Source organism: Pseudomonas kermanshahensis (genome assembly GCF_014269205.2).
GTDB classification, from domain to species: Bacteria; Pseudomonadota; Gammaproteobacteria; order Pseudomonadales; family Pseudomonadaceae; genus Aquipseudomonas; species Aquipseudomonas kermanshahensis.
In genome coordinates, this window is sequence record NZ_JABWRY020000001.1 from 2,872,735 (window position 1) to 2,893,177 (window position 20,443).

Annotated in this window: 19 protein-coding genes; 5 read left to right on the forward strand and 14 right to left on the reverse strand. The window is 61.0% G+C overall.

Annotated features, from left to right (window positions below; all coding sequences use genetic code 11):
• Positions 1-39: 39 nt before the first annotated feature.
• The 3 genes from HU764_RS13000 to HU764_RS13010 all read left to right on the forward strand — a co-directional run bounded on the left by HU764_RS13000 (position 40) and on the right by HU764_RS13010 (position 3,926).
• Positions 40-1,398: a glutamine synthetase family protein gene (locus tag HU764_RS13000; RefSeq protein WP_027596784.1), complete on the forward strand. Its 1,359-nt coding sequence runs from the start codon at positions 40-42 to the stop codon at positions 1,396-1,398.
• A gap of 129 nt (positions 1,399-1,527) precedes the next feature.
• Positions 1,528-2,616 carry a polyamine ABC transporter substrate-binding protein gene (locus HU764_RS13005; protein ID WP_186676878.1) on the forward strand — a complete coding sequence of 363 codons (1,089 nt, stop codon included), beginning with the start codon at positions 1,528-1,530 and terminating at the stop codon, positions 2,614-2,616.
• Positions 2,617-2,630: 14 nt separating this feature from the next.
• Positions 2,631-3,926 (forward strand): NAD(P)/FAD-dependent oxidoreductase, encoded by a 1,296-nt coding sequence (locus HU764_RS13010; protein WP_186676875.1) that lies wholly within the window; start codon positions 2,631-2,633, stop codon positions 3,924-3,926.
• A gap of 131 nt (positions 3,927-4,057) precedes the next feature.
• On the opposite strand, the gene HU764_RS13015 is transcribed toward HU764_RS13010, so the two are convergent.
• Together HU764_RS13015 and HU764_RS13020 are read right to left on the reverse strand one after the other, a co-directional pair.
• Entirely contained in the window at positions 4,058-4,363 is a 306-nt protein-coding gene (locus HU764_RS13015; RefSeq protein WP_186676873.1) for a helix-turn-helix domain-containing protein, read from the reverse strand.
• Positions 4,344-4,727: a type II toxin-antitoxin system RelE/ParE family toxin gene (locus HU764_RS13020; protein WP_186702588.1), complete on the reverse strand. Its 384-nt coding sequence runs from the start codon at positions 4,725-4,727 to the stop codon at positions 4,344-4,346. Before HU764_RS13020 ends, HU764_RS13015 begins: the two co-directional genes overlap by 20 nt.
• Before the next feature lie 251 nt (positions 4,728-4,978).
• Here HU764_RS13020 and HU764_RS13025 point away from each other — a divergent pair, with 251 nt between their 5' ends.
• Positions 4,979-5,656, forward strand: coding sequence for a DUF3313 domain-containing protein (locus HU764_RS13025; protein WP_099454036.1), 678 nt, complete (start codon positions 4,979-4,981; stop codon positions 5,654-5,656).
• Positions 5,657-5,797: 141 nt separating this feature from the next.
• On the opposite strand, the gene HU764_RS13030 is transcribed toward HU764_RS13025, so the two are convergent.
• Positions 5,798-7,174: an L-serine ammonia-lyase gene (locus HU764_RS13030; protein ID WP_186702589.1), complete on the reverse strand. Its 1,377-nt coding sequence runs from the start codon at positions 7,172-7,174 to the stop codon at positions 5,798-5,800.
• A gap of 146 nt (positions 7,175-7,320) precedes the next feature.
• Between HU764_RS13030 and HU764_RS13035 the strand changes: the two genes are divergently transcribed.
• Positions 7,321-8,256: a LysR substrate-binding domain-containing protein gene (locus HU764_RS13035; RefSeq protein ID WP_099454034.1), complete on the forward strand. Its 936-nt coding sequence runs from the start codon at positions 7,321-7,323 to the stop codon at positions 8,254-8,256.
• A gap of 32 nt (positions 8,257-8,288) precedes the next feature.
• Here HU764_RS13035 and HU764_RS13040 read toward each other — a convergent pair whose 3' ends face one another.
• From HU764_RS13040 to HU764_RS13090, 11 genes are all read right to left on the reverse strand, one after another.
• On the reverse strand, positions 8,289-9,704 hold the full coding sequence (locus tag HU764_RS13040) for an undecaprenyl-phosphate glucose phosphotransferase (RefSeq protein ID WP_186702590.1): 1,416 nt from the start codon (positions 9,702-9,704) through the stop codon (positions 8,289-8,291).
• Positions 9,705-9,914: 210 nt separating this feature from the next.
• Positions 9,915-10,679 carry a WecB/TagA/CpsF family glycosyltransferase gene (locus HU764_RS13045; protein ID WP_186702591.1) on the reverse strand — a complete coding sequence of 255 codons (765 nt, stop codon included), beginning with the start codon at positions 10,677-10,679 and terminating at the stop codon, positions 9,915-9,917.
• Positions 10,679-11,866 carry a glycosyltransferase family 2 protein gene (locus tag HU764_RS13050; RefSeq protein WP_186702592.1) on the reverse strand — a complete coding sequence of 396 codons (1,188 nt, stop codon included), beginning with the start codon at positions 11,864-11,866 and terminating at the stop codon, positions 10,679-10,681. The genes HU764_RS13045 and HU764_RS13050 overlap by 1 nt, the downstream gene beginning before the upstream one ends.
• Positions 11,863-13,065, reverse strand: a complete 1,203-nt coding sequence (locus HU764_RS13055) for a glycosyltransferase family 4 protein (protein WP_186702593.1) — start codon at positions 13,063-13,065, stop codon at positions 11,863-11,865. Before HU764_RS13055 ends, HU764_RS13050 begins: the two co-directional genes overlap by 4 nt.
• Positions 13,066-13,114: 49 nt before the next feature.
• A complete protein-coding gene (locus HU764_RS13060; RefSeq protein WP_186702594.1) occupies positions 13,115-14,116 on the reverse strand; it encodes a DUF535 family protein in 1,002 nt (333 codons plus the stop codon).
• 7 nt (positions 14,117-14,123) lie between these two features.
• Complete coding sequence (locus tag HU764_RS13065; RefSeq protein ID WP_186676834.1) at positions 14,124-15,101, reverse strand: glycosyltransferase family 2 protein; 978 nt, start codon at positions 15,099-15,101, stop codon at positions 14,124-14,126.
• Positions 15,102-15,106: 5 nt separating this feature from the next.
• Entirely contained in the window at positions 15,107-15,637 is a 531-nt protein-coding gene (locus tag HU764_RS13070) for a serine O-acetyltransferase (RefSeq protein ID WP_099454027.1), read from the reverse strand.
• A gap of 8 nt (positions 15,638-15,645) precedes the next feature.
• Positions 15,646-16,602, reverse strand: a complete 957-nt coding sequence (locus tag HU764_RS13075) for a glycosyltransferase family 2 protein (protein WP_186702595.1) — start codon at positions 16,600-16,602, stop codon at positions 15,646-15,648.
• Positions 16,595-17,212, reverse strand: a complete 618-nt coding sequence (locus HU764_RS13080; RefSeq protein ID WP_027596770.1) for an acyltransferase — start codon at positions 17,210-17,212, stop codon at positions 16,595-16,597. Before HU764_RS13080 ends, HU764_RS13075 begins: the two co-directional genes overlap by 8 nt.
• A gap of 106 nt (positions 17,213-17,318) precedes the next feature.
• A complete protein-coding gene (locus HU764_RS13085; RefSeq protein ID WP_186676828.1) occupies positions 17,319-18,785 on the reverse strand; it encodes an FAD-dependent oxidoreductase in 1,467 nt (488 codons plus the stop codon).
• Between the two features lie 275 nt (positions 18,786-19,060).
• Entirely contained in the window at positions 19,061-20,437 is a 1,377-nt protein-coding gene (locus tag HU764_RS13090) for an oligosaccharide flippase family protein (protein ID WP_186702596.1), read from the reverse strand.
• Positions 20,438-20,443 lie beyond the last annotated feature (6 nt).

Consider the following 20,443-nt stretch of genomic DNA (forward strand, 5'->3'; position numbering starts at 1 on the left):
CTCCCGCCGCGCACACAAAAACCCAACCAAGAGGTCTGTATGAACGCCCCCTTCGATCAGCTGTCCACGTGGCTGAAAGAACACCGGATCACCGAAGTCGAATGCGTGATCAGCGACCTGACCGGCATCGCCCGCGGCAAGATCGCACCGACCGCCAAATTCCTGCACGAACGTGGCATGCGTCTGCCCGAGAGCGTGCTGTTGCAGACGGTCACCGGCGACTACGTTGACGACGACATCTACTACAGCCTGCTCGATGCCGCCGACATCGACATGGTCTGCCGCCCTGACCCGACTGCGGTGTACCAGATCCCCTGGGCAATCGAGCCGACCGCGATCGTGATTCACGACACTTTCGACAAACAAGGCAACCCGATCGAGCTGTCGCCGCGCAACGTGTTGAAGAAGGTGCTGAAGCTGTACGCCGACAAAGGCTGGCAGCCGATCGTTGCACCGGAGATGGAGTTCTACCTGACCAAGCGTTGCGAAGACCCAGACCTGCCGCTGCAGGTACCCCTGGGGCGCTCGGGCCGCGCAGAAAGCGGTCGCCAGTCGTTCTCGATCGATGCCGCCAACGAATTCGACCCGCTGTTCGAAGACGTCTATGACTGGTGCGAACTGCAGGGCCTTGACCTGGACACCCTGATCCATGAAGACGGCCCGGCGCAAATGGAGATCAACTTCCGCCACGGCGACGCCCTGGACCTGGCCGACCAGATCACCGTGTTCAAGCGCACCATGCGTGAAGCCGCGCTCAAGCACAACGTGGCGGCCACCTTCATGGCCAAGCCGATCACTGACGAACCCGGCAGTGCCATGCACCTGCACCAGAGCGTGGTCGACATCGCGACCGGCAAGCCGGTGTTCGCCAATGAAGACGGCAGCATGAGCGAGCTGTTCCTGCACCACATCGGCGGGCTGCAGAAGTACATCCCCAAGCTGCTGCCGATGTTCGCACCTAACGTCAACTCGTTCCGCCGCTTCTTGCCGGACACGTCGGCACCGGTCAACGTCGAGTGGGGTGAAGAAAACCGCACCGCCGGCCTGCGTGTGCCAACCTCCAGCCCCGATGCAATGCGCGTGGAAAACCGCCTGCCGGGCGCCGATGCCAACCCTTACCTGGCCATTGCTGCCAGCCTGCTGTGTGGCTACCTGGGCATGGTCGAGAAGATCAACCCGAGTGCGCCGGTGCAGGGCCGGGCTTATGAGCGACGCAACCTGCGCCTGCCCATCACCATCGAAGATGCCCTGCAGCACATGGAAGACTGCGAAACCGTGCAGCAGTACCTGGGCAAGCAGTTCGTCCAAGGCTATGTAGCGGTCAAGCGTGCCGAGCACGAGAACTACAAACGGGTGATCAGTTCCTGGGAACGTGAATTCCTGATGCTCAGCGTTTAAACCCAAGGGCACTGCCCGAGCGAGGACGCAAGACCGCGCTCTCCTGTGGGGGCGGCCTTGCGTCGCGAAAGGGCTGCAACGCAGCCCCCGATACACCGAACCCAAGAACAAGACCAACGAGGTGTCGACATGCGTCATCTGCAATCCCTGGTTCCCGCTGCATTCACCTTTCTGTTCGGCGCAGCTGCCCAGGCCGCTCCGACCGTCAGCGTCTACAACTGGACCGACTACATCGGTGACACGACACTGGCCGACTTCCAGGCCAGCAGTGGGATCAAGGTGGTCTATGACGTGTTCGATTCCAACGAAACCCTGGAGGGCAAGCTGCTGGCCGGCCGCACTGGCTACGATGTGGTCGTGCCCTCGAACCACTTCCTCGCCCGCCAGGCCCAGGCCGGTGCATTTTTGCCGCTGGACCGCAGCAAGCTACCCAACTGGAAGCACCTGGACCCCAAACTGCTCAAACAGCTTGAGCAGAACGACCCCGGCAACCAGTACGCCGTGCCCTACCTGTGGGGCACCAATGGCATCGGCTACAACGTCGACAAGGTCAAGGCCGCGCTGGGCGTGGACCACATCGACTCCTGGGCGGTGCTGTTCGAGCCCGAGAACCTGAAAAAACTCAAGCAGTGTGGCGTGGCCTTCATGGATTCGCCCGACGAGCTGTTCCCGGCCATTCTCAACTACCTGGGCATGGACCCACGCAGCGAAAAGCCCGAAGACTATGCCAAGGCTGAAGCCCGCCTGCTCGAACTGCGGCCCTACATCACCTACTTCCATTCTTCCAAATATGTCTCGGACCTGGCCAACGGCGATGTCTGCGTGGCCTTCGGCTACTCCGGCGATGTGTTCCAGGCCGCCAACCGCGCAGTGGAAGCCAAGAACGGCGTCAAGGTTGCCTACAGCATTCCCAAGGAAGGCAGCAACCTGTGGTTCGACCTGCTGGCCATCCCCAAGGACGCCAGCAACCCGGACCAGGCACTGGCGTTCATCAACTACCTGCTTGAGCCTCAAGTAATCGCTAAAGTCAGTGCCACGGTCGGCTATGCCAACGCCAACCCCGACGCCCAGGCCTACATGGATGCGTCCCTGGTGAACAACCCCGAGGTCTATCCACCCCAGCAAGTGCTGGACAAGCTGTACATCTCCAGCACGCCAAGCCCCAAGATCATGCGCGTGATGACCCGCTCCTGGAGCAAGATCAAGTCCAACCGTTGAGCCGAGAACGCACCATGCCTTTCGATACCCTGCACACTGCTTCGTACTACGCTGCCACGGCTCGCGACGCGGCGCCCTACCCCAGCCTGGACGGCGAACTGAGCGCCGATGTGTGCGTGGTCGGCGGTGGCCTGACCGGGGTCAATACCGCACTGGAGCTTGCCGAGCGCGGCCTTTCGGTGATCGTGCTGGAAGCCAGGCGCATCGGCTGGGGTGCCAGTGGGCGCAATGGCGGCCAACTGATCCGCGGTATCGGCCATGACGTCAGTGGTTTTGCCCGCTATGTCGGCCAGGACGGCGTGCGCTACCTGCAACAGGCCGGCATCGATTCGGTGGCGTTGGTGGCCAGGCGCATCGAGCAATACGGCATTGCCTGCGACCTGCAGTGGGGCTTCTGCGAACTGGCCAACACACCCGCCCAGTTTGCCGCCTTCAAGGCGGAACAGGAGGACCTGGCCGCGCTGGGTTATCGCCACGAAACCCGCCTGGTCAGCCCCGAGCACATGCACCAGATCGTCGCCAGCGACCAGTACGCCGGTGGCCTGGTCGACATGGGCTCGGGCCATCTGCACCCACTGGACCTGGTACAGGGCGAAGCACGTGCGGCCGCAGCCCTTGGCGTGCGCATTTTCGAGCAGAGCCCGGTGCTGCGCATCGAGCATGGCCCCAGCGTGACCCTGCATACCGCCCACGGCAAGGTCCGGGCACAGAGCCTGGTGCTTGGCTGCAACGCGCACCTCGATGAACTGGAGCCGCGCCTGAGCGGCAAGGTGCTGCCGGCCGGCAGTTACGTGGTGGCCACCCAGCCACTGCCCGAGGCGCTCGCCAATAGCCTGATCCCCCAAAACATGGCGCTTTGCGACCAGAAGGTAGGCCTGGACTACTACCGCCTCACTGCCGACCGGCGTTTGCTGTTCGGCGGTGCCTGCCACTATTCCGGGCGCGACCCCAAGGACATCGCCGCGTACATGCGGCCGAAAGTGCTCAAGGTGTTCCCGCAGTTGGCCGAAGTACGCATCGACTACCAATGGGGCGGCATGATCGGCATCACGGCCAACCGCTTCCCGCAGGTCGGGCGGCTGCACCAGCACCCTAACGTTTACTACGCCCAAGGCTATTCAGGGCACGGGCTGAACGTGACCCACTGGACAGCCAAGCTGCTGGCCGAGGGCATTGCCGTGGGCCACAGCCAAGGGCTGGATGTGTTCAGTGCGGTGCCGCACCTGACCTTCCCGGGCGGCAAGGCATTGCGCTCACCGCTGCTGGCGTTGGGGATGTTGTGGTACCGGTTACGCGAGGTGCTGGGGTAAGTGCTGCCTGTGTGCCCTCGTCGTGGACGCTGGTACGATGAGGGCAGCGACAATAAGACAATACATGAAGAGTAATAGTTAACTTAATGAATGCTAGTGATTAACGCTAGAACCCACTACGAATAAAATACTTAAAGAATAGCTTGTAAGCCTTTGAATTGTATTACGTTAAGGAGTTTAAGCGCCGGCCCTGCTGGACGTGTCTCGCCTTGCTCCCATTTTCGAACGGTTGAAGCACTCGTGTGCAGGTGCATGGCAAACACTGGCTGGCTGAAATTCAGCGCCTCACGCAAATGCCGTATGTCCAGCGGGCTGAAATCCCGCACCGGCGCAGGGCAGATTGCTTCGAAATCGCGTAGGGTGACCTTGCCGATGGCACCTGCTTCATGCAAGAGGGCAAGGTCATCACGCAACGACTCAATCAGTTTGCTGCTCACAACAGACCTCCATTAATACACCTGACTGTAACGCCCGGCAGAGCGCCATAGATGACAACTCGAGAAAAACCCTGCCCGCAAAGCGGAGCGCCCTTTGCTCTTCCAGCGTGATATTCGCCTTGCAGCCTTTGGCAAACCCATGCAGAAAAACATAACGGCTGCCTATCCGAGCAGAGAGCACAGTCCGAAAACCGCCTCGTTTACCTGCGCCGTGGCCCGCAATGCGCTGCTTGAACAACTCGCCACCCAAGCTGGCATCAACCAACCCTCTGCGCATTTCTTCTACCGCCTTGCACAACATACTGTCAGTAAGCCTTTGCCCGACTTGCCAACGCGCGAAATCCTTGCGCTTGAAAATCTCCATGACTCGCTCCAACCATACCCGTTACGGGCATGGTTTTCCAATACCGAGCGCAGATGAAAAGCCATCGTGATCCTACTGTGACGTAGGAATCTTCTCTGTTACACATCGGGCTTCCGGCATTTACGCCAATAGAAGGCGCCTTCGCCCCATTACACCACTGCGCCAGCTCCCAAGATTGCCCTGGTCACTGGCCAACTGCCCTGCACCTGCTAGCGTTGTTCTGGCCGACCTCTCATGGATGCATCACGATCATGAAATCATTGCCCCGCATCACCTTGTTGTGCGCAGCCTTGCTTGCCGTAACCGCCTGCTCCAGCAACCGCGTGGACCCCAGTGACTACTCCGGTTTCCTGAAGGACTACAGCCGCTTGCAGCCCGCTGAAAGCCCATCCGGCGCGCCGGTGATGCGCTGGATCGACCCCAAGGTCAACGTCAATCAATACAGCCAGGTGTTCATCGAGCCCAGCCAGTTCTACCCCAAGCCGCAACCGACAGCGGTCATTTCGGCGCAGACGCTGCAGGAGATTACCCGTTACTTCAACGAAGCCATGCGACGTGAATTGGGCAGCGTGCTGACCCTGGCCAAAGCCCCCGGCCCAGGCACCATCGTGGTACGCCCGGCGATCACCGCCGTGTCTACCAGCAACGAAGGCCTAAAGCCTTATGAGGTCATCCCTATTGCGCTGATCTCGGCGGGTGTCAATACCGCCATGGGCGGCCGTGACCAGGAAGTAGATGTTGGCGTAGAGGCGGCCTTCCTGGACGGTGCCAGTCAGAAAGTGCTCGCTCAGGTGGTGCGCAAGGGCGCGGGCAAGGAGCTGGAGAACGACACCCAGAAACTCACCCTCAATGACGTCAAACCAGTGCTCGACGGCTGGGCCAAGGACATGCGTGCGAGCTTCCTGACGCTGAAACAGAAGAGCCGTTGACCGTGCAGGAGCAGCCTTGTGCTGCGAAGAGGCCAGTGACAGCAGCGAAGATTGATGATGTGTTCACTGGCCTCTTCGCAGCACAAGGCTGCTCCTACCGGGTAGCGTGTCAATGCCCCTGAATAAACCTTGGGCTGCGAATCAGCACTCGACAAAGGCGACGGCCAGGCCGCCGCGCGAGGTTTCTTTGTAGTTGGAATGCATGTCCGCACCGGTGTCGCGCAGGGTGCGGATAACCTGATCGAGCGAGATGAAATGCTCGCCATCACCGCGCAGGGCCATTTGCACGGCGTTGATCGCCTTGACCGCGGCAATCGCATTACGCTCGATGCACGGCACCTGCACCAGGCCACCCACCGGGTCGCAGGTCAGCCCCAGGTTGTGCTCCAGGGCGATTTCCGCGGCATTTTCCAGTTGCGGCGGCGTGGCACCGAGCACTTCGGCCAGGCCTGCGGCTGCCATCGAGCAGGCCGAGCCTACTTCGCCTTGGCAACCCACTTCGGCACCGGAGATCGACGCGTTGGTCTTGCACAGGATGCCGACTGCGGCTGCCGCCAGCAGGAACCTCACCACATCGTCGTCGCAGGCATCCGGGTTGAACTTCATGTAGTAGTGCAACACGGCCGGGATGATCCCTGCCGCACCGTTGGTGGGCGCCGTGACCATGCGCCCGCCGGCAGCGTTTTCTTCGTTGACCGCCAGGGCAAACAGGTTGACCCATTCCATGGCGCTCAGGGTGGAGCCAATCACGTTCGGCTTGCCCAACTCCTGCAGGCTGCGGTGCAAACGCGCAGCCCGGCGCTTGACCTTGAGCCCGCCCGGCAGGATGCCCTCATTGCGCAGGCCATTGTCGACGCATTCACGCATCGCTGCCCAGATGCGCATTAAGCCTTCGCGCACCTCGGCTTCCGTGCGCCAGACGCATTCGTTGGCCATCATCAGCTGCGCCACGCCCATTCCGTGCGCCTTGCACAGCGCCAACAACTCAGCCGCACTGGCAAACGGATACGGCTGTTCGACCGCATTCGCCTCGCCTTGGGGGGCATCGATTTCTTGCTGCTCGACGATGAAACCACCGCCCACCGAATAGTAGGTTTGGCTGAACAGGCTGCCCTGCTCGTCCAGTGCTTCCAGGCTCATGGCGTTCGGGTGGTACGGCAGGCTTTGCTCAAGCAGCAGCATGTCGCGGGTGTAGTTGAACGCCAGGGGATGGCTGCCATCGAGCATCAGGCATTGCTCCTGCATCACCTGACCGATACGTGGCTCGATCGTGGCCGGGTCGATCCGGTCGGGCCACTGCCCCATCAGGCCAAGCAGGCAGGCACGGTCGGTGGCGTGTCCGACCCCCGTGGCCGAAAGGGAGCCATACAGACGCACCTCGACACGGCTGACCTGGGCCAGCAAGCCCCGCTCACGCAGGGCCTGGGCAAAGGTTGCCGCTGCGCGCATCGGGCCTACGGTGTGAGAGCTGGAAGGGCCGATGCCGATTTTGAAGAGGTCGAAAACACTGATAGCCATACTAATGCCTGACCACGTTGGGCAGAATCGCCAAGGCGCGGTTCTCTGGAGAAATTGAACACTACTGCGAACTTGAGCGATACTGACCTGCTCCCGCGAAGATGACCAACGAAACTTCCTAAGCAAGGCTTTAGTGGTACTAAACGATGCGACGACAACTCAATGGCCAGATGTTCGTCTGGCTGCATGTGTTCTCCTGTGCAGCCCGGCATTTGTCATTTACCCGCTGCGCCGAAGAACTGCACATCACCCCTGGCGCCGTCAGCCAGCAAATGCGCCAGTTGGAAGAACGGCTGGGCTATCGACTGTTCCTGCGCCGTGCCCGTGGGGTAGAGCTGAGCGCCGAAGGCCAACGCCTGGCGCAAACGGTTTCAGAGGCCTATGGCAGCATTGAGGCCGAGCTGCTGCGCCTGGACGCCGGCGAGATCCGCGGCACCCTGCGCCTGCGCTCGATCCCCTCCTTCCTGGCCAAATGGTTGACGCCGCGCCTGCCGCGCTTTCAGCAGCGGTATCCGGACATCGAGTTGCGGCTGGTGGCCGAAGACAGTGCGCAAGCCTTGCACCCGGGCGACTTCGACCTGGCCATCGACCTGAACGACGGCAGTTACCCTGGCATGTTGTCGACGCCATTGCTGGACGAGCAGATCTTTCCCGTGTGCTCCCCCACCCTGCTGCGCGGTCGCCCGCCGCTGCACGGGCCCGCTGACCTGGCGCATTACCCGCTGCTGCACGACATCACCGCCTGGCGGGGCGCCTCGGAATACGCTGAATGGGAGTTCTACCTGGAAGGCATCGGCGCAGGTGGCTTGGACGTGCGCAGGGGCCATACCTTCAACCGCAACCACTTGACCATTGAAGCGGCGATTGCCGGGGTTGGCGTGGCAATCGCGCGGCGTACCTTGCTCAACGATGAACTGGAACGGGGGGCGCTGATCGTGCCGTTCGGCGTGGCTATCGCCAACCACAAGCGTTACGTGGTGCATTACCCGCCGGGCGGGCTGACCCAGCCGGGTGCCCGCGCGGTGCATGACTGGCTGGTGGAAGAGGCCCGTGGCTTCAGGGAATTGCACCCGTTGGGTTGAGTGCCTGCCCCGGGGCAGCTCGTCGACCCCGGCTAATAGGCCTGCTTGCCGGTAAAAGCATTGAGCGTGCGCACCAAAATGACGAAATCGAGCCACAAGGACCAGTTGTTGATGTACTCGATGTCCGAGTCGACCCGTTGAATCATCTGCTCGATGTCCTTGGTTTCACCCCGGAAGCCCCTGACCTGTGCCAGGCCGGTCATGCCAGGCTTGATGTTGTGTCGCGCGAAGTAGTCGACAATATCCTGCGAATACAGCGTGTCGTGCTGAAGTGCATGCGGGCGCGGCCCCACTAACGACATTTCGCCGGTCAATACATTGAACAACTGCGGCAGTTCATCCAGGCTGGTCTTGCGAATAAAAGCCCCAACGCGGGTCAGTCGCGGGTCGTTCTTCTGGGCCTGTTTGACCACACCGTTTTCCGGTTGATGAACATGCATGCTGCGGAACTTCCATATCCGGAACGATTCACCGGTCCAGCCCATGCGTTCTTGCCTGAAGAATACCGGGCCGCGACTGTCTAGTTTGATGGCTATCGCCACTGCCAACAGCACCGGCGATGCACACAGCAATATCAGTGCTGCCAACACGCGGTCTTCGAGGTTTTTAAGGAACAGGCTCATGCCGGTCAACGGCGTTTCTGACAACGTCAATACCGGGATACCGGCAATTTCACGGACGCTGTGGTTGATTAAACGCAGCGAGAAGATATCCGGCACCCAGTTCACTGCAATGCACTTGTCGAGCAACTTCAAATACACTTCGTTAATGACCGCCGAGCCGCCTAATGGCGTCACCAGGTACACCGTGCGAATAGCATGTTTGGCAACGATCTCGTCAAGGTCAGCGACGTGGCCCAGCACTGGCAGGCGTTGCTTTGCATCAGGCGCGCCCTGTTCAACCACATCGTCTATCAGCACACACCCCAGCACACGCTCACCGAACCACGGGTTGTTACTGATCTTCTGGTGCAGGAAGTTGGCCAGGTCGCCGGCGCCAATAATCAGTGCGTTGTCCAGCCGAGCGTGCGCGGTAAACCGTTTTTGCAGTTCACGCACTGCAAAATGCAAAAACAACTGCACCACATAACCAATGACGAACAACTGCACCACCAACAACCGCGAATAGGTTTCGCTCTGTTTGGTCAAAAACGCCATGACCACCAGAAAACAAAACGTTGCTGACCAGGCCTTGAATAACCTGAACGCCTTGATGGACAAGCCCACGTTGGTCCGATAGATCGCATAATGATCATAAATAACGGCCAGCGCCCCAATCAACAAGAGCAGCATGATCACATAATCCGAGGTAATGTGACCAAACTGATCGTAGATCAAGTACCAGGCGACACCGGTGACTGCAATCCCATCAAGGCCGGCCTGAATGGCGTTACTTACGCTGCTTCTTCGTTGAAGTAAGGAACGACTGCTTCTGGGTTCGAGAACCATTTCAGACCTCATTAATTAGCGCGCAGCACATGCCTGGCAGCTTATTCAGTCAATCAATACCAGCCTTTAAAATATAATCCTGCACACTGAATAGTCTTCGCCGCCCCCTGGGCGCTTGCTATCACTGTAGCAGTCGCCCGCACACCCGGCGGGCGGAATCACTCCTGCCATGGATTTTGGCCGTTTCGGACGGCTCGGGAGGCAGAATCATCAGATACGCCTTGGGGTGTTCCGGGCCCCAAGCGTCATCGCCTTGGTACACCGCAGGGTGCGTAACAGGAACAGCGGGTTGCCCACCACGTAGCGCATGAACAAGCGCCTGGGCTCTCTCAGCAAGCGGTAGACCCACTCCCCGCCCAATCGCCGTAGCCATTGCGGCGCCCGGCTAACCTTGCCGCCGAGAAAATCCAGAATCGCCCCGCCACACACGATCAGGCACGCCCCCCCACTGGCAGCCAGGCGAGCGGCAACGGCTTCTTGCTTGGGCATCCCCATGCCCAGCACGATCAGCTCTGGCTGCGTTACCCGCGCAAGCTCCAGGTAGGTGGCCATTTCAGCAAATCCGTCGTGAACCGACACCGGCAACACGCCAAACCGCGCCTCGCTGCACGCTACCGCCCGGCTCAAGAATGGCTCCTGAGTACCCCAGAATGCCACCCGTCGCCCTTTGAAGGCCGCCAGCAGCTTGGGGATTAAATCCGTGCCATTCATGTTCAGCCCTGGGGCCAGGCCCAGGCGGCGATACAGGATTGCCATGCCCGCACCATCGCGCAGCAACACATCGGCCGAGGCCAGCGATTGGCAGTAATCGGCGTTGCCTGCGACCAGGTTCATGGCGTGGGCGTTGACAAAACCCAGCACCGTGGGCGCCTCAGGTTGGCCCAGGGCCTCGAGCAAGCGCTGCTCGTGTGCAGGGTCACTCACGGTCTGAAGTTTGCCGATAATCGTTTTCCAGCTGTTTTGCCATTCGCCCATTAGCTGTCATCCCGTTTCGAGCGCACCCACTCTACCTGCCGCTTGATCAAGAACCCCAGGTACAGGGGAATCTTCCTCGCGGCGTAGAACGGGGCGTAAAGCAAGACCGAAAAGGGGATCAGTTCGCGAGAAAACCGGCCCCACGCCAGCAGAACTGCAACACCCAGCATGACCAGGGCACCCGTGGCGACCCATGCAGGTGCAGTGATACCGAACAGCAGCGCAGCCAGCCAGGCAACACATGCAACCCCTACCAGAGCCATGACCAGCAACGCCAATGGCGGCACCAGAAGGTCCAGGGTCATGGCCAGCAAGGGCGCGTTACGCCGAGTGACCGCGCTCACCAGCAGCTTGGGTACCTCGGCCAGGATCACCCCCAAGTGGCCATGCTCCCAGCGGGTGCGCTGGCTGCTCAAGCCTTCCTGGCTGAGCGGAAACTGGCTGGTGACCTGCGCATCCGGGCAAAACAGCGGCGGTTTGCCGATTCGGCAAAAGTCCAGACCAAGCTTCAAGTCTTCGACGAGGTGCCCATTGGCCAAGTCGACCGCAGCCAAGTCGCGCCAACTGAAGGCCATACCCGCGCCCATCAGCTGGCAGGGCAAGCCCAGGCGTGCCCAACCACGCGGGCGAACGAGGTTCTTGACCCGCCAGGCAAATTCCGCGATTTGCACCTTCAGGCCCGCGCCGGCGGGCGCGCGCATCAAGTACAGCGCCTGCACCGGCCGTGAAGCTTCGAGGCAACGGCGTGCCAGCAGGTCAATGGCGCCCTCGCCCACCTGGCAATCGGCGTCAACGATAATGACCACCTCGGGTGGACGCTGCGCCAGATGCCGTACGCCGAAGTCCAGGGCATACCCCTTGCCGCGCAACAGGTCGTTGTCGCGCTCCACCACCTCAGCGCCCGCGCTGCGTGCCAACTGCGCGGTGTCGTCGGTGCAGTTGTCCGCCACCACTAGCAAGCGGTCTTGCGCCAGCAATTGCGGGGCGACACTTGCCAGGGTCGACCGAATGATCAAGGCCTCGTTGTGCGCGGGCACCAGCACCGCCACGCGCGGGCGCCTAACATCCTCCTCAGGTCGTGATCGCACCGGCAGGCACGCCAGCAGTACCTGCGCAAACAACACCAGCGCGGGCACGAAGATGCAAAACGCCACCAGGCTCAATAACCACGTCACGATGCTGATCATGCGGATGCCTTGAAGTAGCGGGCCAGCTTGGCGGCCTCGGTGTCGATATCGTGGCGTTGCAGCACCCGCTGGTAAGCGGCCTCCCCCATGCGCTGCAACACGTCGGCCGGTTGCGACAGACAGTCGGCCATTGCCGCAGCCAGCTCTTCTACCGTGCCGGCGGGGAACAACCAGCCGTTTTCGCCCTGGCGCACCAACTCCGGGATGCCTGCCACATAGGTGGTCAGCACCGGCCGGCGCAATGCCATGGCCTCCATGATCACCACCGGCAGGCCTTCGGCGAAACTCGGCAGCACCAACGCACGGGCAGCGAGGATTTCTTCCCGCACCTGAGCGCTGCTGATCCAGCCGGTGATGCGTACCTGCGCCTGCAAACCATGCTGGGCGACCAGGGCTTCGATCTGCTCGCGCATTTCGCCATCACCCGCCAGCACCAGCTCGAATGCAATGGCTTGGATGGCCAGCAGGCGGGCCGCCTCGATCAGCAGTAGCTGGCCCTTCTGCTCGCACAGGCGCCCGACGCACACCAGGCGTGGCGCCGAGGGTGCGGCAACGGCGGCAACCGCGTGGAAGTCGCGCTCCAGGCCGCAATGCACGACCTTCACCTTCTCCCAGTGCTCGTGCGCCACCCAACGGAACAACTGGCTGCGCCCATACGAACTGACCGCCGCCACAAACGCGGCGCGCCGGACTTTTTCGCCCACATGCAGAAACTGTGGTTTGTCGAATTCTTCCGGCCCGTGCACGGTAAAGCTGTAGGCAGGCCCGCCGAGGGCATGGGCCAGCATCACAACCTCGGTCGAGTTGGTGCCAAAATGCGCATGAACATGCTTCGCGCCAAAGGCCTGCAACCAGAGTAGTACCTGACAGGCCTCGGCCAGGTACACCAGGTGATAGGGCCAGGCGCGATCCGCCCGCTGGCCCAGGCGCAGGGCCAACCACAGGGTGGCGAAAAAGCGTCGTGGCTCGGCACGCAGCACCTGTAGCGTGGGCGCCAACAACCCCTTCAGGCCGTGCTGCAACACGCAGCGGGTCTTGCCCCGCTCGGCGATGTCCTCGTCATCCTGCAGTTCGGCATCCCAACCCCGCAAGGCAATGCGCTGGATCTCCATGCCCTGGCGCTCCAACGCCAGAATTTCGCGTCGAATGAAGCTATGGCTGACTTTCGGGTACTGATTGATGAAGTAAGCAATGCGCATATAAATCCAGATCAATGCCTGCGTAATGAGCCTTACCAACTGCAACCCGTTACTTCAGGCTGTCGATCGCCGGCGGTGGGCTCCCTGCCGATGCACGTTCAAGCACATCCCCCTTCATCCCTTGTAGCCCATGGACGGGCTCGCTGCCTGATAAAGCCGCTTCAACGCGCGCGAATACCTCATCCAGCAAGGCATGACGCCGGCGGTACATCGCACGCTTCTTGGGGGCGATGTCGTCTGCGGCGCGCTTGGCAGCGGCCAGCGGCAAGCTGAAGAAGTCGTCGCGCTCCGAAGGCGTGGCGCCGTTTTCCAGCCAGATGGCATCGTAGTGGGCGGCCAGGTCGTGCGCCTTATCAGCGCCAAAGTAAGGATGGCGATGATGCCGGTGCGCATCGCCAACTGCGTAGATATGCACCACCCCCAACGTTCTGGCGATGCACTTGAAGGCCTCCAGCAGGAAGCTGCGCGGGCGCAGGCCCTCGAAGTCCTTGGTCAAGTCCCGGTAGATGTTCAGCGAAGTTTCGCTGTCGATGCCTTTGTGAATGCCCTGCACGGCGCCGATGAACACGCACAGCTCACCGTGCTGGCGGCACAGGCTGAACGCCAGCGATGCCACGCGCAAATCCCCTTGGAACAGGTTCAGCACCAGCTCCCCTTCGCGCTTGAACCAGATCGGCCGGTCCAGCACCAGCGCGCAGCCCTTAGAATAGGCCGACAGGTCGCACAGGGTCAGGCGCTCGTCGCGATCGAGCAGCAGCAACGTGGGAAACTGCCGGGCAACCACCTCAAAATGCGACGCCACCACACCGAGCCGCTCCTGCGCCTCCCAGTCCTTGCTGATGTAGGGCCATTGCACGACACCGATGCAATCGACCCCAAGCCTTGCAAACCGGTCATCACCCAGCGCCGTCGACATGCGCTGCATGAAGGCCTTCAGCGCGGGCCACTCCCGGGTGATCTGCCGCGTTAGCTTGACCTTGTTGTTCAAGGCCCGCAGCGAGTAGCCGGGCTGCAGGGTGAGCACACTTTTCACTATCGATCTGGCAATCATAGGAATCTCATTTGTACTCGATCAGCACGGCTTTGCCGGCACAGAACCTGTTCATCAGGAACTTTACCTGCCCAAGCATTTCAGGGAATTTGCCGAGCACCAGGAACACCGCCTGCAGCCAGCGCTCGCGTGTCGGCTTGCCAGCACGACGCGCCAGGCGCACCGCTTGCAGCGGGTAGATCAGCAACAGCAGCAGCGCCCACACACCCAGCAGGCCGCTGGCAAACACGATCGCCAGGGGGATGCCCAAGCCCCAGAGCCACGCGCGGCGGGACTCTCGCAACCAATGGCGCTCTGGCGCTCGCCCGTGCAAAAAGGCACCCTCGGCATAGGCATGGCCGGCGCGCAAGCTGCGTCGCCACCACTGGCTGAAACGCGTCATGGCAGCGTCGTGCAAGGTCATCTCAGCGGCCAGGCGCCAGATTTTCCACCCCTTGGCGCGCAAGCGGACGCACAGCTCCGGTTCTTCGCCGGCGATCAGGTCCGGGCGAAAGCCGCTCACTTGCGTGAAGGCATCGACGCGCATCAACGCATCCCCCCCACAGGCCTTCGCCTCACCGATGGGCGTGTCCCACTCCAGGTCACACAGCAGGTTGTACACCGAGCGTTGCGGGAACCGTTCACGACGCCGCCCGCACACCACCGCTACGTCTGGGCGTGCATCAAGGAAGGCCTGGGCATCGCCCAGCCAGGCCGCATCCACCTCGCAATCGCCGTCGACAAACTGCACGTAGTGCATCGACGGCAACAGGCGTTGCAGGCGGGTGAAGCCCTCATTGCGGGCCCGGGCTGCGGTAAACGGCCGGCTCATGTCGAGCGCCAGTACTTCGACCCCTTGGGCCTGTGCCATCTGCACGGAACCGTCGGTGGAGCCTGAATCCACGTACACCACCCGGTCCGCACCGTGCGCCAACGAGCGCAGGCAGCGCTCCAGACGCAGGCCTTCGTTGCGTCCAATCACTACAACGCCGATACCTGTCACCATGGGCCTCACTCGACCGTGCACTGCGCCGCCTCGGTGGGGTTGCGCAGCTTGATGGTCGCAGGCACGCCGACCGCCAACGCGTTGTCTGGCACGTCCACCAGCACCACGGCGTTGGCGCCGATGACCACGTTGTTGCCGATGCGGATGTTGCCCAGCACCTTGGCCCCTGTGCCAATATCGACGTTATTGCCGAACACCGGCGCAATCGGCTCGCTGACATTCTTCAGCCCCACCACCACACCGTTGCGAATTCGGCAGTCATCGCCAAAGCGGGCATAACCGCTGATCACGATGCCGCCGAAATGGTCGATGACGAAGTTGCGGCCGATCACGACCTCGCAGGGCAATTCAACACCCGTGATGATCTGCACGAACTTGAACAGGATCTTGTAGAGAATGGAGAACAGTTTGCGCAGCAGTGCCGGGCGCACACCATAGCGCCAGCGCCCGAAGCGATACACCAGCAATACCCAAAACCCCTGGGCGCCCCAATCACCCCCGTGTGCACGCAAGTCGGCGCGGATATTCTCGAACATGACGTCACCTACCGTGTGGGTTGGCTTGCGAACCGTGTCTTGAACAACAGCGACCAGGTAGTCTGGCAGTGCCGCCAGCACGCCCGGATCGCCGCGCGGCCTCGCCCCTTCAACAGTGCCTTGAGTGCCAGTACCAGGTCACCCACACACACCAGCAGCATGTGCAACGCCAGCCCGGCAACGCCGTGGTGCTTGCGGAAGTACAGCATTTCGCTTTCGATCTGGTAGCTGGAAATCTGCCGGCTGGCCGCTTCCAGTTCGCTGACCGATTTGGAGCTTTCGCCGCCGATATGCACCACCGTGGTATGGGGATAGAAGACGACCTTCCAGCCCGCTTCCTTGACCCGCTTGCAATGGTCAACCTCCTCGTAATAGAGGAAGTAGCGTGGATCGAACAGGCCTACCTGGTCCAGCACTTCGCGACGCACCAGGTAGAAACAACCGGGCAGCCAATCGCATTCACGTACCGAGCCATGGTCCCAGGTCATCTCATCGACCATTTTCAAGCCTGGGAAGAAACGGCCCAGCCCAGTACGGCCGACAAACACGTTCAGGGGTGTCGGGAAGTAGCGGCAACTGGGTTGCAGGTCGCCATCGCGGCCCTCCAGGCGCACGCCCAGCACGCCGCACTCGGGGTGGTTGTCCATGTACTCGATGGTCTTGGCCAGTGAATCGGCCGCCACGAAGGCATCGGTATTCAGCAGCAGTGCGTACTTGCCCTTCAAGTGCGCCAGCAGTTGATTATTGGCGCGCCCGAAACCGACGTTCTTCTTGTTGCTCAGCAACAGCGCCTCGGGGCACACCTGGGCCATGCGTTCCACAGAATCATCGACCGAGGCATTGTCGACGACCAGGTAACTGGCAAGCTTTTCGCTGTCGGCCTGGCGCAGCGCATCGAACATGGGCTGCAGCAAAGACGCAGTATTGAAATTGACCACCATCACATCGACGGGTTTTCTATCCATTGCTACCGTCCCCGAAGAAGTACTGCCGTCGTTGTGCGGCAAGGGCAGGCTCCACGGTCGGGTCAAAGGCCCCTTTGCGCTGTTTGACCAGTTCTATCCACGGGTAGCTTTCACAGCGCTCCTCCACCCTCTTGATCAGTGCTTCGGTGGTGCAGATGAATTTGGCCGGGTTGCCACCCACCACGGTGCCCGGCAGCACGTCCTTGGTAACCACCGCACCGGCAGCGACGATCGCATCGGGCCCGATGGTCACGCGGGGCATCACAATCGCGCCATGGCCGATGAAGCAGTTGTCCTTGATGTCGATATAGCCGACCGAATCGAGGTGCTTCCCGTAGCAGAGCTCGATCAATGCCACTACGCCGTCGTGGCCGATCAGTGTGCAATCCGACAGGCCAACGTTGTTACCAATACGCACCAGCGCAGGGTCGGTAACGTTGCACCCAGTATTGATATGAAAGTTGTCCCCTACTGAATGAAACTTACCCCAACGGGCCAGATAGATCCCCCACTCTCGCCCCGTTGGATTACACAACTTCTTGTACGTCGAGCTTCCCCGCCCGGTCGAGTTGACATAACGCGTCAGTGCACTCCGTATCCATCCATTCATTCTGCGAGCCTCACAATCAATGCGATTCTGAACTGTCCCTGAGGCGACTTCGGTCTCATTCTTCTTGGTGCTGACCGCATCGCACTCAACCCGTTTACAACGTGCGTTACACCGCGGCACCCGTGGCCGATTTCAACTTTTCATTGAGGTGGTCCGCCAACCTGACGGCAAACTGCAACAACGGCATGGTCGGGTTGGACGCGCCGCCCTTGGCAAAGATACTGCTTCCCGCCACATAGAGATTCTGGGTACCGAACACTTTGCAATTGGCGTCGACCACACCGAACTCAGGTGACGCAGCCATGCGCGTGGTGCCCATGTGATGGGCATGCGGCGCCATCTTCAACGGCACCGATGTGTCGTAGACGAAATCGTTGAGCTTGACGAAGCCCAGGTCCATGTCGGCAAATTGCTTGGCCAGTTCGGTGCCGATGCACTTGATGGTGTGCCTGTCACTTTCGCTCAGTGCCCAATGCACGTTGACCTTGGCCACCCCCAACTCGTCTTTTTCGTCCAGCAGTGAAATGCGGCTTTGCCGGTTGGGAAACTGCTCGATCATGGTGCCGATCACACCGTCGCCCGGGCAGCTGAACTTGGCAAAGAAGGCGATCTTGTCGGCGACGCCCATGTCACAGGCAAGGTTTTCCAGAAAGTGTTTGACCTCGGCCGTGCGGCCATACGTCTGCACGTCCGAGAGCAGTGAAGCGGTGATATTGCCTTTACCGGCCTGGTATTCCTCAACAAAGGCGTCGGTGGTGTAGTACTGACGCATCTGGGTATCCTGGTCCGACTTCAGGATGAACGTGCCCATGTCGATGTTCAGGTGCTCCATGAAGCAACACCCGGTCAACCCTTCCTTGTTGACGATACCCGCGGCCAACAGGGATTCACTGTTCAGTAACTGCCGGGCATTCTCGATGGCGCCCGTCGCCAGGATGAAGTTTCTGGCCACCACGCGCTGACGATGACGGTCGTAATCGGACACCACCGCAGCCACCACATGGCCCGACGCTTTGTCGAACTCCAGGTCGACGCAGTTGCAATTGATGAACACATCCAGCCCGTGGGTCTCGTTCAGTGCAGTCGCGTACTTCTGCGCAAAGCGCGTTGGAGGGCTCAGCAGGAAGCGGTCGGGTTCGAAGTCATCACCCGCAAGCCCGGTGTTCATCGCGTGAAACTCCGAGCCTGGCGGCAAATCGACGATGTCCATGGCCGCCGCCAGGTAGCCCTCGATCTCCGAGTAGGGGATCGGCCAGCCGGGCAAGTCGCCGGGCGGCGCCACGGCGAAGTCTGAAGGGGTGAACGGCCGGCAGCGCCCTGCCCAGTGGTTGGACGTGCCGCCCAGGTAACGCAGGCGTGTTTCCTCGGCGTACAGTTCGAGCCCCGTCGAGGCGCACTTATACAGCCCTTGCGAGTGCGGCGAATATTCACGCCCACCGCCCTCGGCCAGCAGCACGTTCCAACCCGCAGCTGCCAGCCGCAGGCCCAGGGTAATGCCAGCGGGGCCGGCCCCGATGATGCAAAAGTCATAGTCGTCACGCAGCGTTTTCTGCTGCTGATAGTCCTTGATCATGCTGGCTCGTTCCGGAAGTACTGAGAAGGCAACACCCAGCCGTTGATCACCACGAACCCGGGTTTTTCGACGGGTTTGCGTGCAACGTCTGCGGCCACCCCAAACACCGCGCCGCCAACGCCCAGCAGGACACAGCTCTGGAGAAAACCCCTACGACCCAACTGCGGAGTACACAACGTAAGCTTCCCCATGATCCCCAGACCTATCTCGATGAAGTGTTAACAATCAGTCACTCGACCGCCCCCACATTGCACCATCGCCCGCCTCTGGCCTCATCACAGCCATTCGAAGAAACGGGTCGCCAACAGCCCACAGAGTGCCCCCACGGCCACCATCGGCAGTACCACCAACTCGCGTTTGACACTGAAGATATCCAGCTTGCAGTTAACGTAGACCACCAACAGCAGCGTCGGGAAGGTATGCAGGGCCACCCCCCAGATTGCGTAGTCGACACCGCCAATGGCCAGCAGCAGTGGCAACAAGCCCCATAACGAGACTAGCCGGATGATGTTGTCCATGGCCTGGTATTTCGTCAGGCCCAGGGCAATCCATATCTGATGTGCCAAGGTATAGCGCAGCGTGAAGAACGACAGCGAAAGAATCGCAAGAATCGTACCCGCCTCGGTGTAGCGCGCGTCGTACATCCAGCCGATCAACAACGGGCTGGCGGTCAGGAACACCCCGCAGGCAAACAGCATCACAAGGTCGACCAGCAACCTGAAACGGAAGTACAGCGCCTTCAGGCGTGCCTTGTCACCTTCCCGAGCGGCTTCGCTGAACGCGGGCAGCGCTACCGAGCCCACCAGTTTCAGCAACCCGGTCTGCACGGACCCGAGGATCAGCACGGCAATCGAATACACCCCCAACTGCCCCGCTGACATGCTCGCACCAAACCAGATTCGGTCACCGTACATGGCCAGTACGCCGACCATCGACGACAGCAGTATCCAGCGGCCAAACACGATCAGCTCGGTCAGCGCGCTTCGGTCCCACTGCAGGCGGTTGTTCGGCCCTTTCAGCGCCAGGTGCCCCAGCAAGGTGCCCGCCAGGGCACTGACCAGGCCGGCGATCACCAGCGACCAGATCGACCGGGTGAAATAACCAATCACCAGCATCGCGATCAAACCGACCACTTGCGAGGCGAGGTCCACCAATACCACGCGCTTCTGTTGGAAAGTTCGTACGGCGACATCTATCTTGGTCGATTGGAATCCCCAGATGATGGCCGAAAGGCCGGTCACCGCAAGTACCATCGGCAGCTCGGGGGCGGCGTAAGTGGAGTCCGCCGGCCACAGGTTGGCCAACTGCGCGAACCAGGAGGCGGCGGCCAGCAGCAAGGTCAGGGCAAACAGGACGAAGCCGCGGATGATCTGGACGGTCCAGGCGGTATTGAGAAACTCGGGGTCGTCGCCCCGGTGGCTCTGGATGATGTTCTGGCGCAGGCCAACATCGGACAGCAAGTGCAAAAGTACCGAAACCGTGGTGGCGATGACCATCACACCGAACATTTCCGGCAGCAACAAACGGGCCATGATCAGGTTGCCGCCCAGGCGCATGACCTGTGACGCCACCAGCGACACCAGGTTCCATGACCCGGCCTTCAGTGCGCGCTTGCGCAGGCTCGCGGAGGCTGACACATCAATCGACGGCATGACTTC

Bases quoted from the DNA above. Each gene is read 5' to 3' on its own strand.
- HU764_RS13065 (WP_186676834.1), bottom strand. From the start codon at position 15,101: ATGGTGACAGGTATCGGCGTTGTAGTGATTGGACGCAACGAAGGCCTG.
- HU764_RS13045 (WP_186702591.1), bottom strand. From the start codon at position 10,679: ATGGGCGAATGGCAAAACAGCTGGAAAACGATTATCGGCAAACTTCAG.
- HU764_RS13040 (WP_186702590.1), bottom strand. From the start codon at position 9,704: ATGGTTCTCGAACCCAGAAGCAGTCGTTCCTTACTTCAACGAAGAAGC.
- HU764_RS13070 (WP_099454027.1), bottom strand. From the start codon at position 15,637: ATGTTCGAGAATATCCGCGCCGACTTGCGTGCACACGGGGGTGATTGG.
- HU764_RS13035 (WP_099454034.1), top strand. From the start codon at position 7,321: ATGCGACGACAACTCAATGGCCAGATGTTCGTCTGGCTGCATGTGTTC.
- HU764_RS13030 (WP_186702589.1), bottom strand. From the start codon at position 7,174: ATGGCTATCAGTGTTTTCGACCTCTTCAAAATCGGCATCGGCCCTTCC.
- HU764_RS13090 (WP_186702596.1), bottom strand. From the start codon at position 20,437: ATGCCGTCGATTGATGTGTCAGCCTCCGCGAGCCTGCGCAAGCGCGCA.
- HU764_RS13010 (WP_186676875.1), top strand. From the start codon at position 2,631: ATGCCTTTCGATACCCTGCACACTGCTTCGTACTACGCTGCCACGGCT.
- HU764_RS13050 (WP_186702592.1), bottom strand. From the start codon at position 11,866: ATGATCAGCATCGTGACGTGGTTATTGAGCCTGGTGGCGTTTTGCATC.
- HU764_RS13005 (WP_186676878.1), top strand. From the start codon at position 1,528: ATGCGTCATCTGCAATCCCTGGTTCCCGCTGCATTCACCTTTCTGTTC.
- HU764_RS13060 (WP_186702594.1), bottom strand. From the start codon at position 14,116: ATGATTGCCAGATCGATAGTGAAAAGTGTGCTCACCCTGCAGCCCGGC.
- HU764_RS13055 (WP_186702593.1), bottom strand. From the start codon at position 13,065: ATGCGCATTGCTTACTTCATCAATCAGTACCCGAAAGTCAGCCATAGC.
- HU764_RS13075 (WP_186702595.1), bottom strand. From the start codon at position 16,602: ATGGATAGAAAACCCGTCGATGTGATGGTGGTCAATTTCAATACTGCG.
- HU764_RS13000 (WP_027596784.1), top strand. From the start codon at position 40: ATGAACGCCCCCTTCGATCAGCTGTCCACGTGGCTGAAAGAACACCGG.
- HU764_RS13025 (WP_099454036.1), top strand. From the start codon at position 4,979: ATGAAATCATTGCCCCGCATCACCTTGTTGTGCGCAGCCTTGCTTGCC.
- HU764_RS13080 (WP_027596770.1), bottom strand. From the start codon at position 17,212: ATGAATGGATGGATACGGAGTGCACTGACGCGTTATGTCAACTCGACC.
- HU764_RS13085 (WP_186676828.1), bottom strand. From the start codon at position 18,785: ATGATCAAGGACTATCAGCAGCAGAAAACGCTGCGTGACGACTATGAC.
- HU764_RS13020 (WP_186702588.1), bottom strand. From the start codon at position 4,727: ATGGAGATTTTCAAGCGCAAGGATTTCGCGCGTTGGCAAGTCGGGCAA.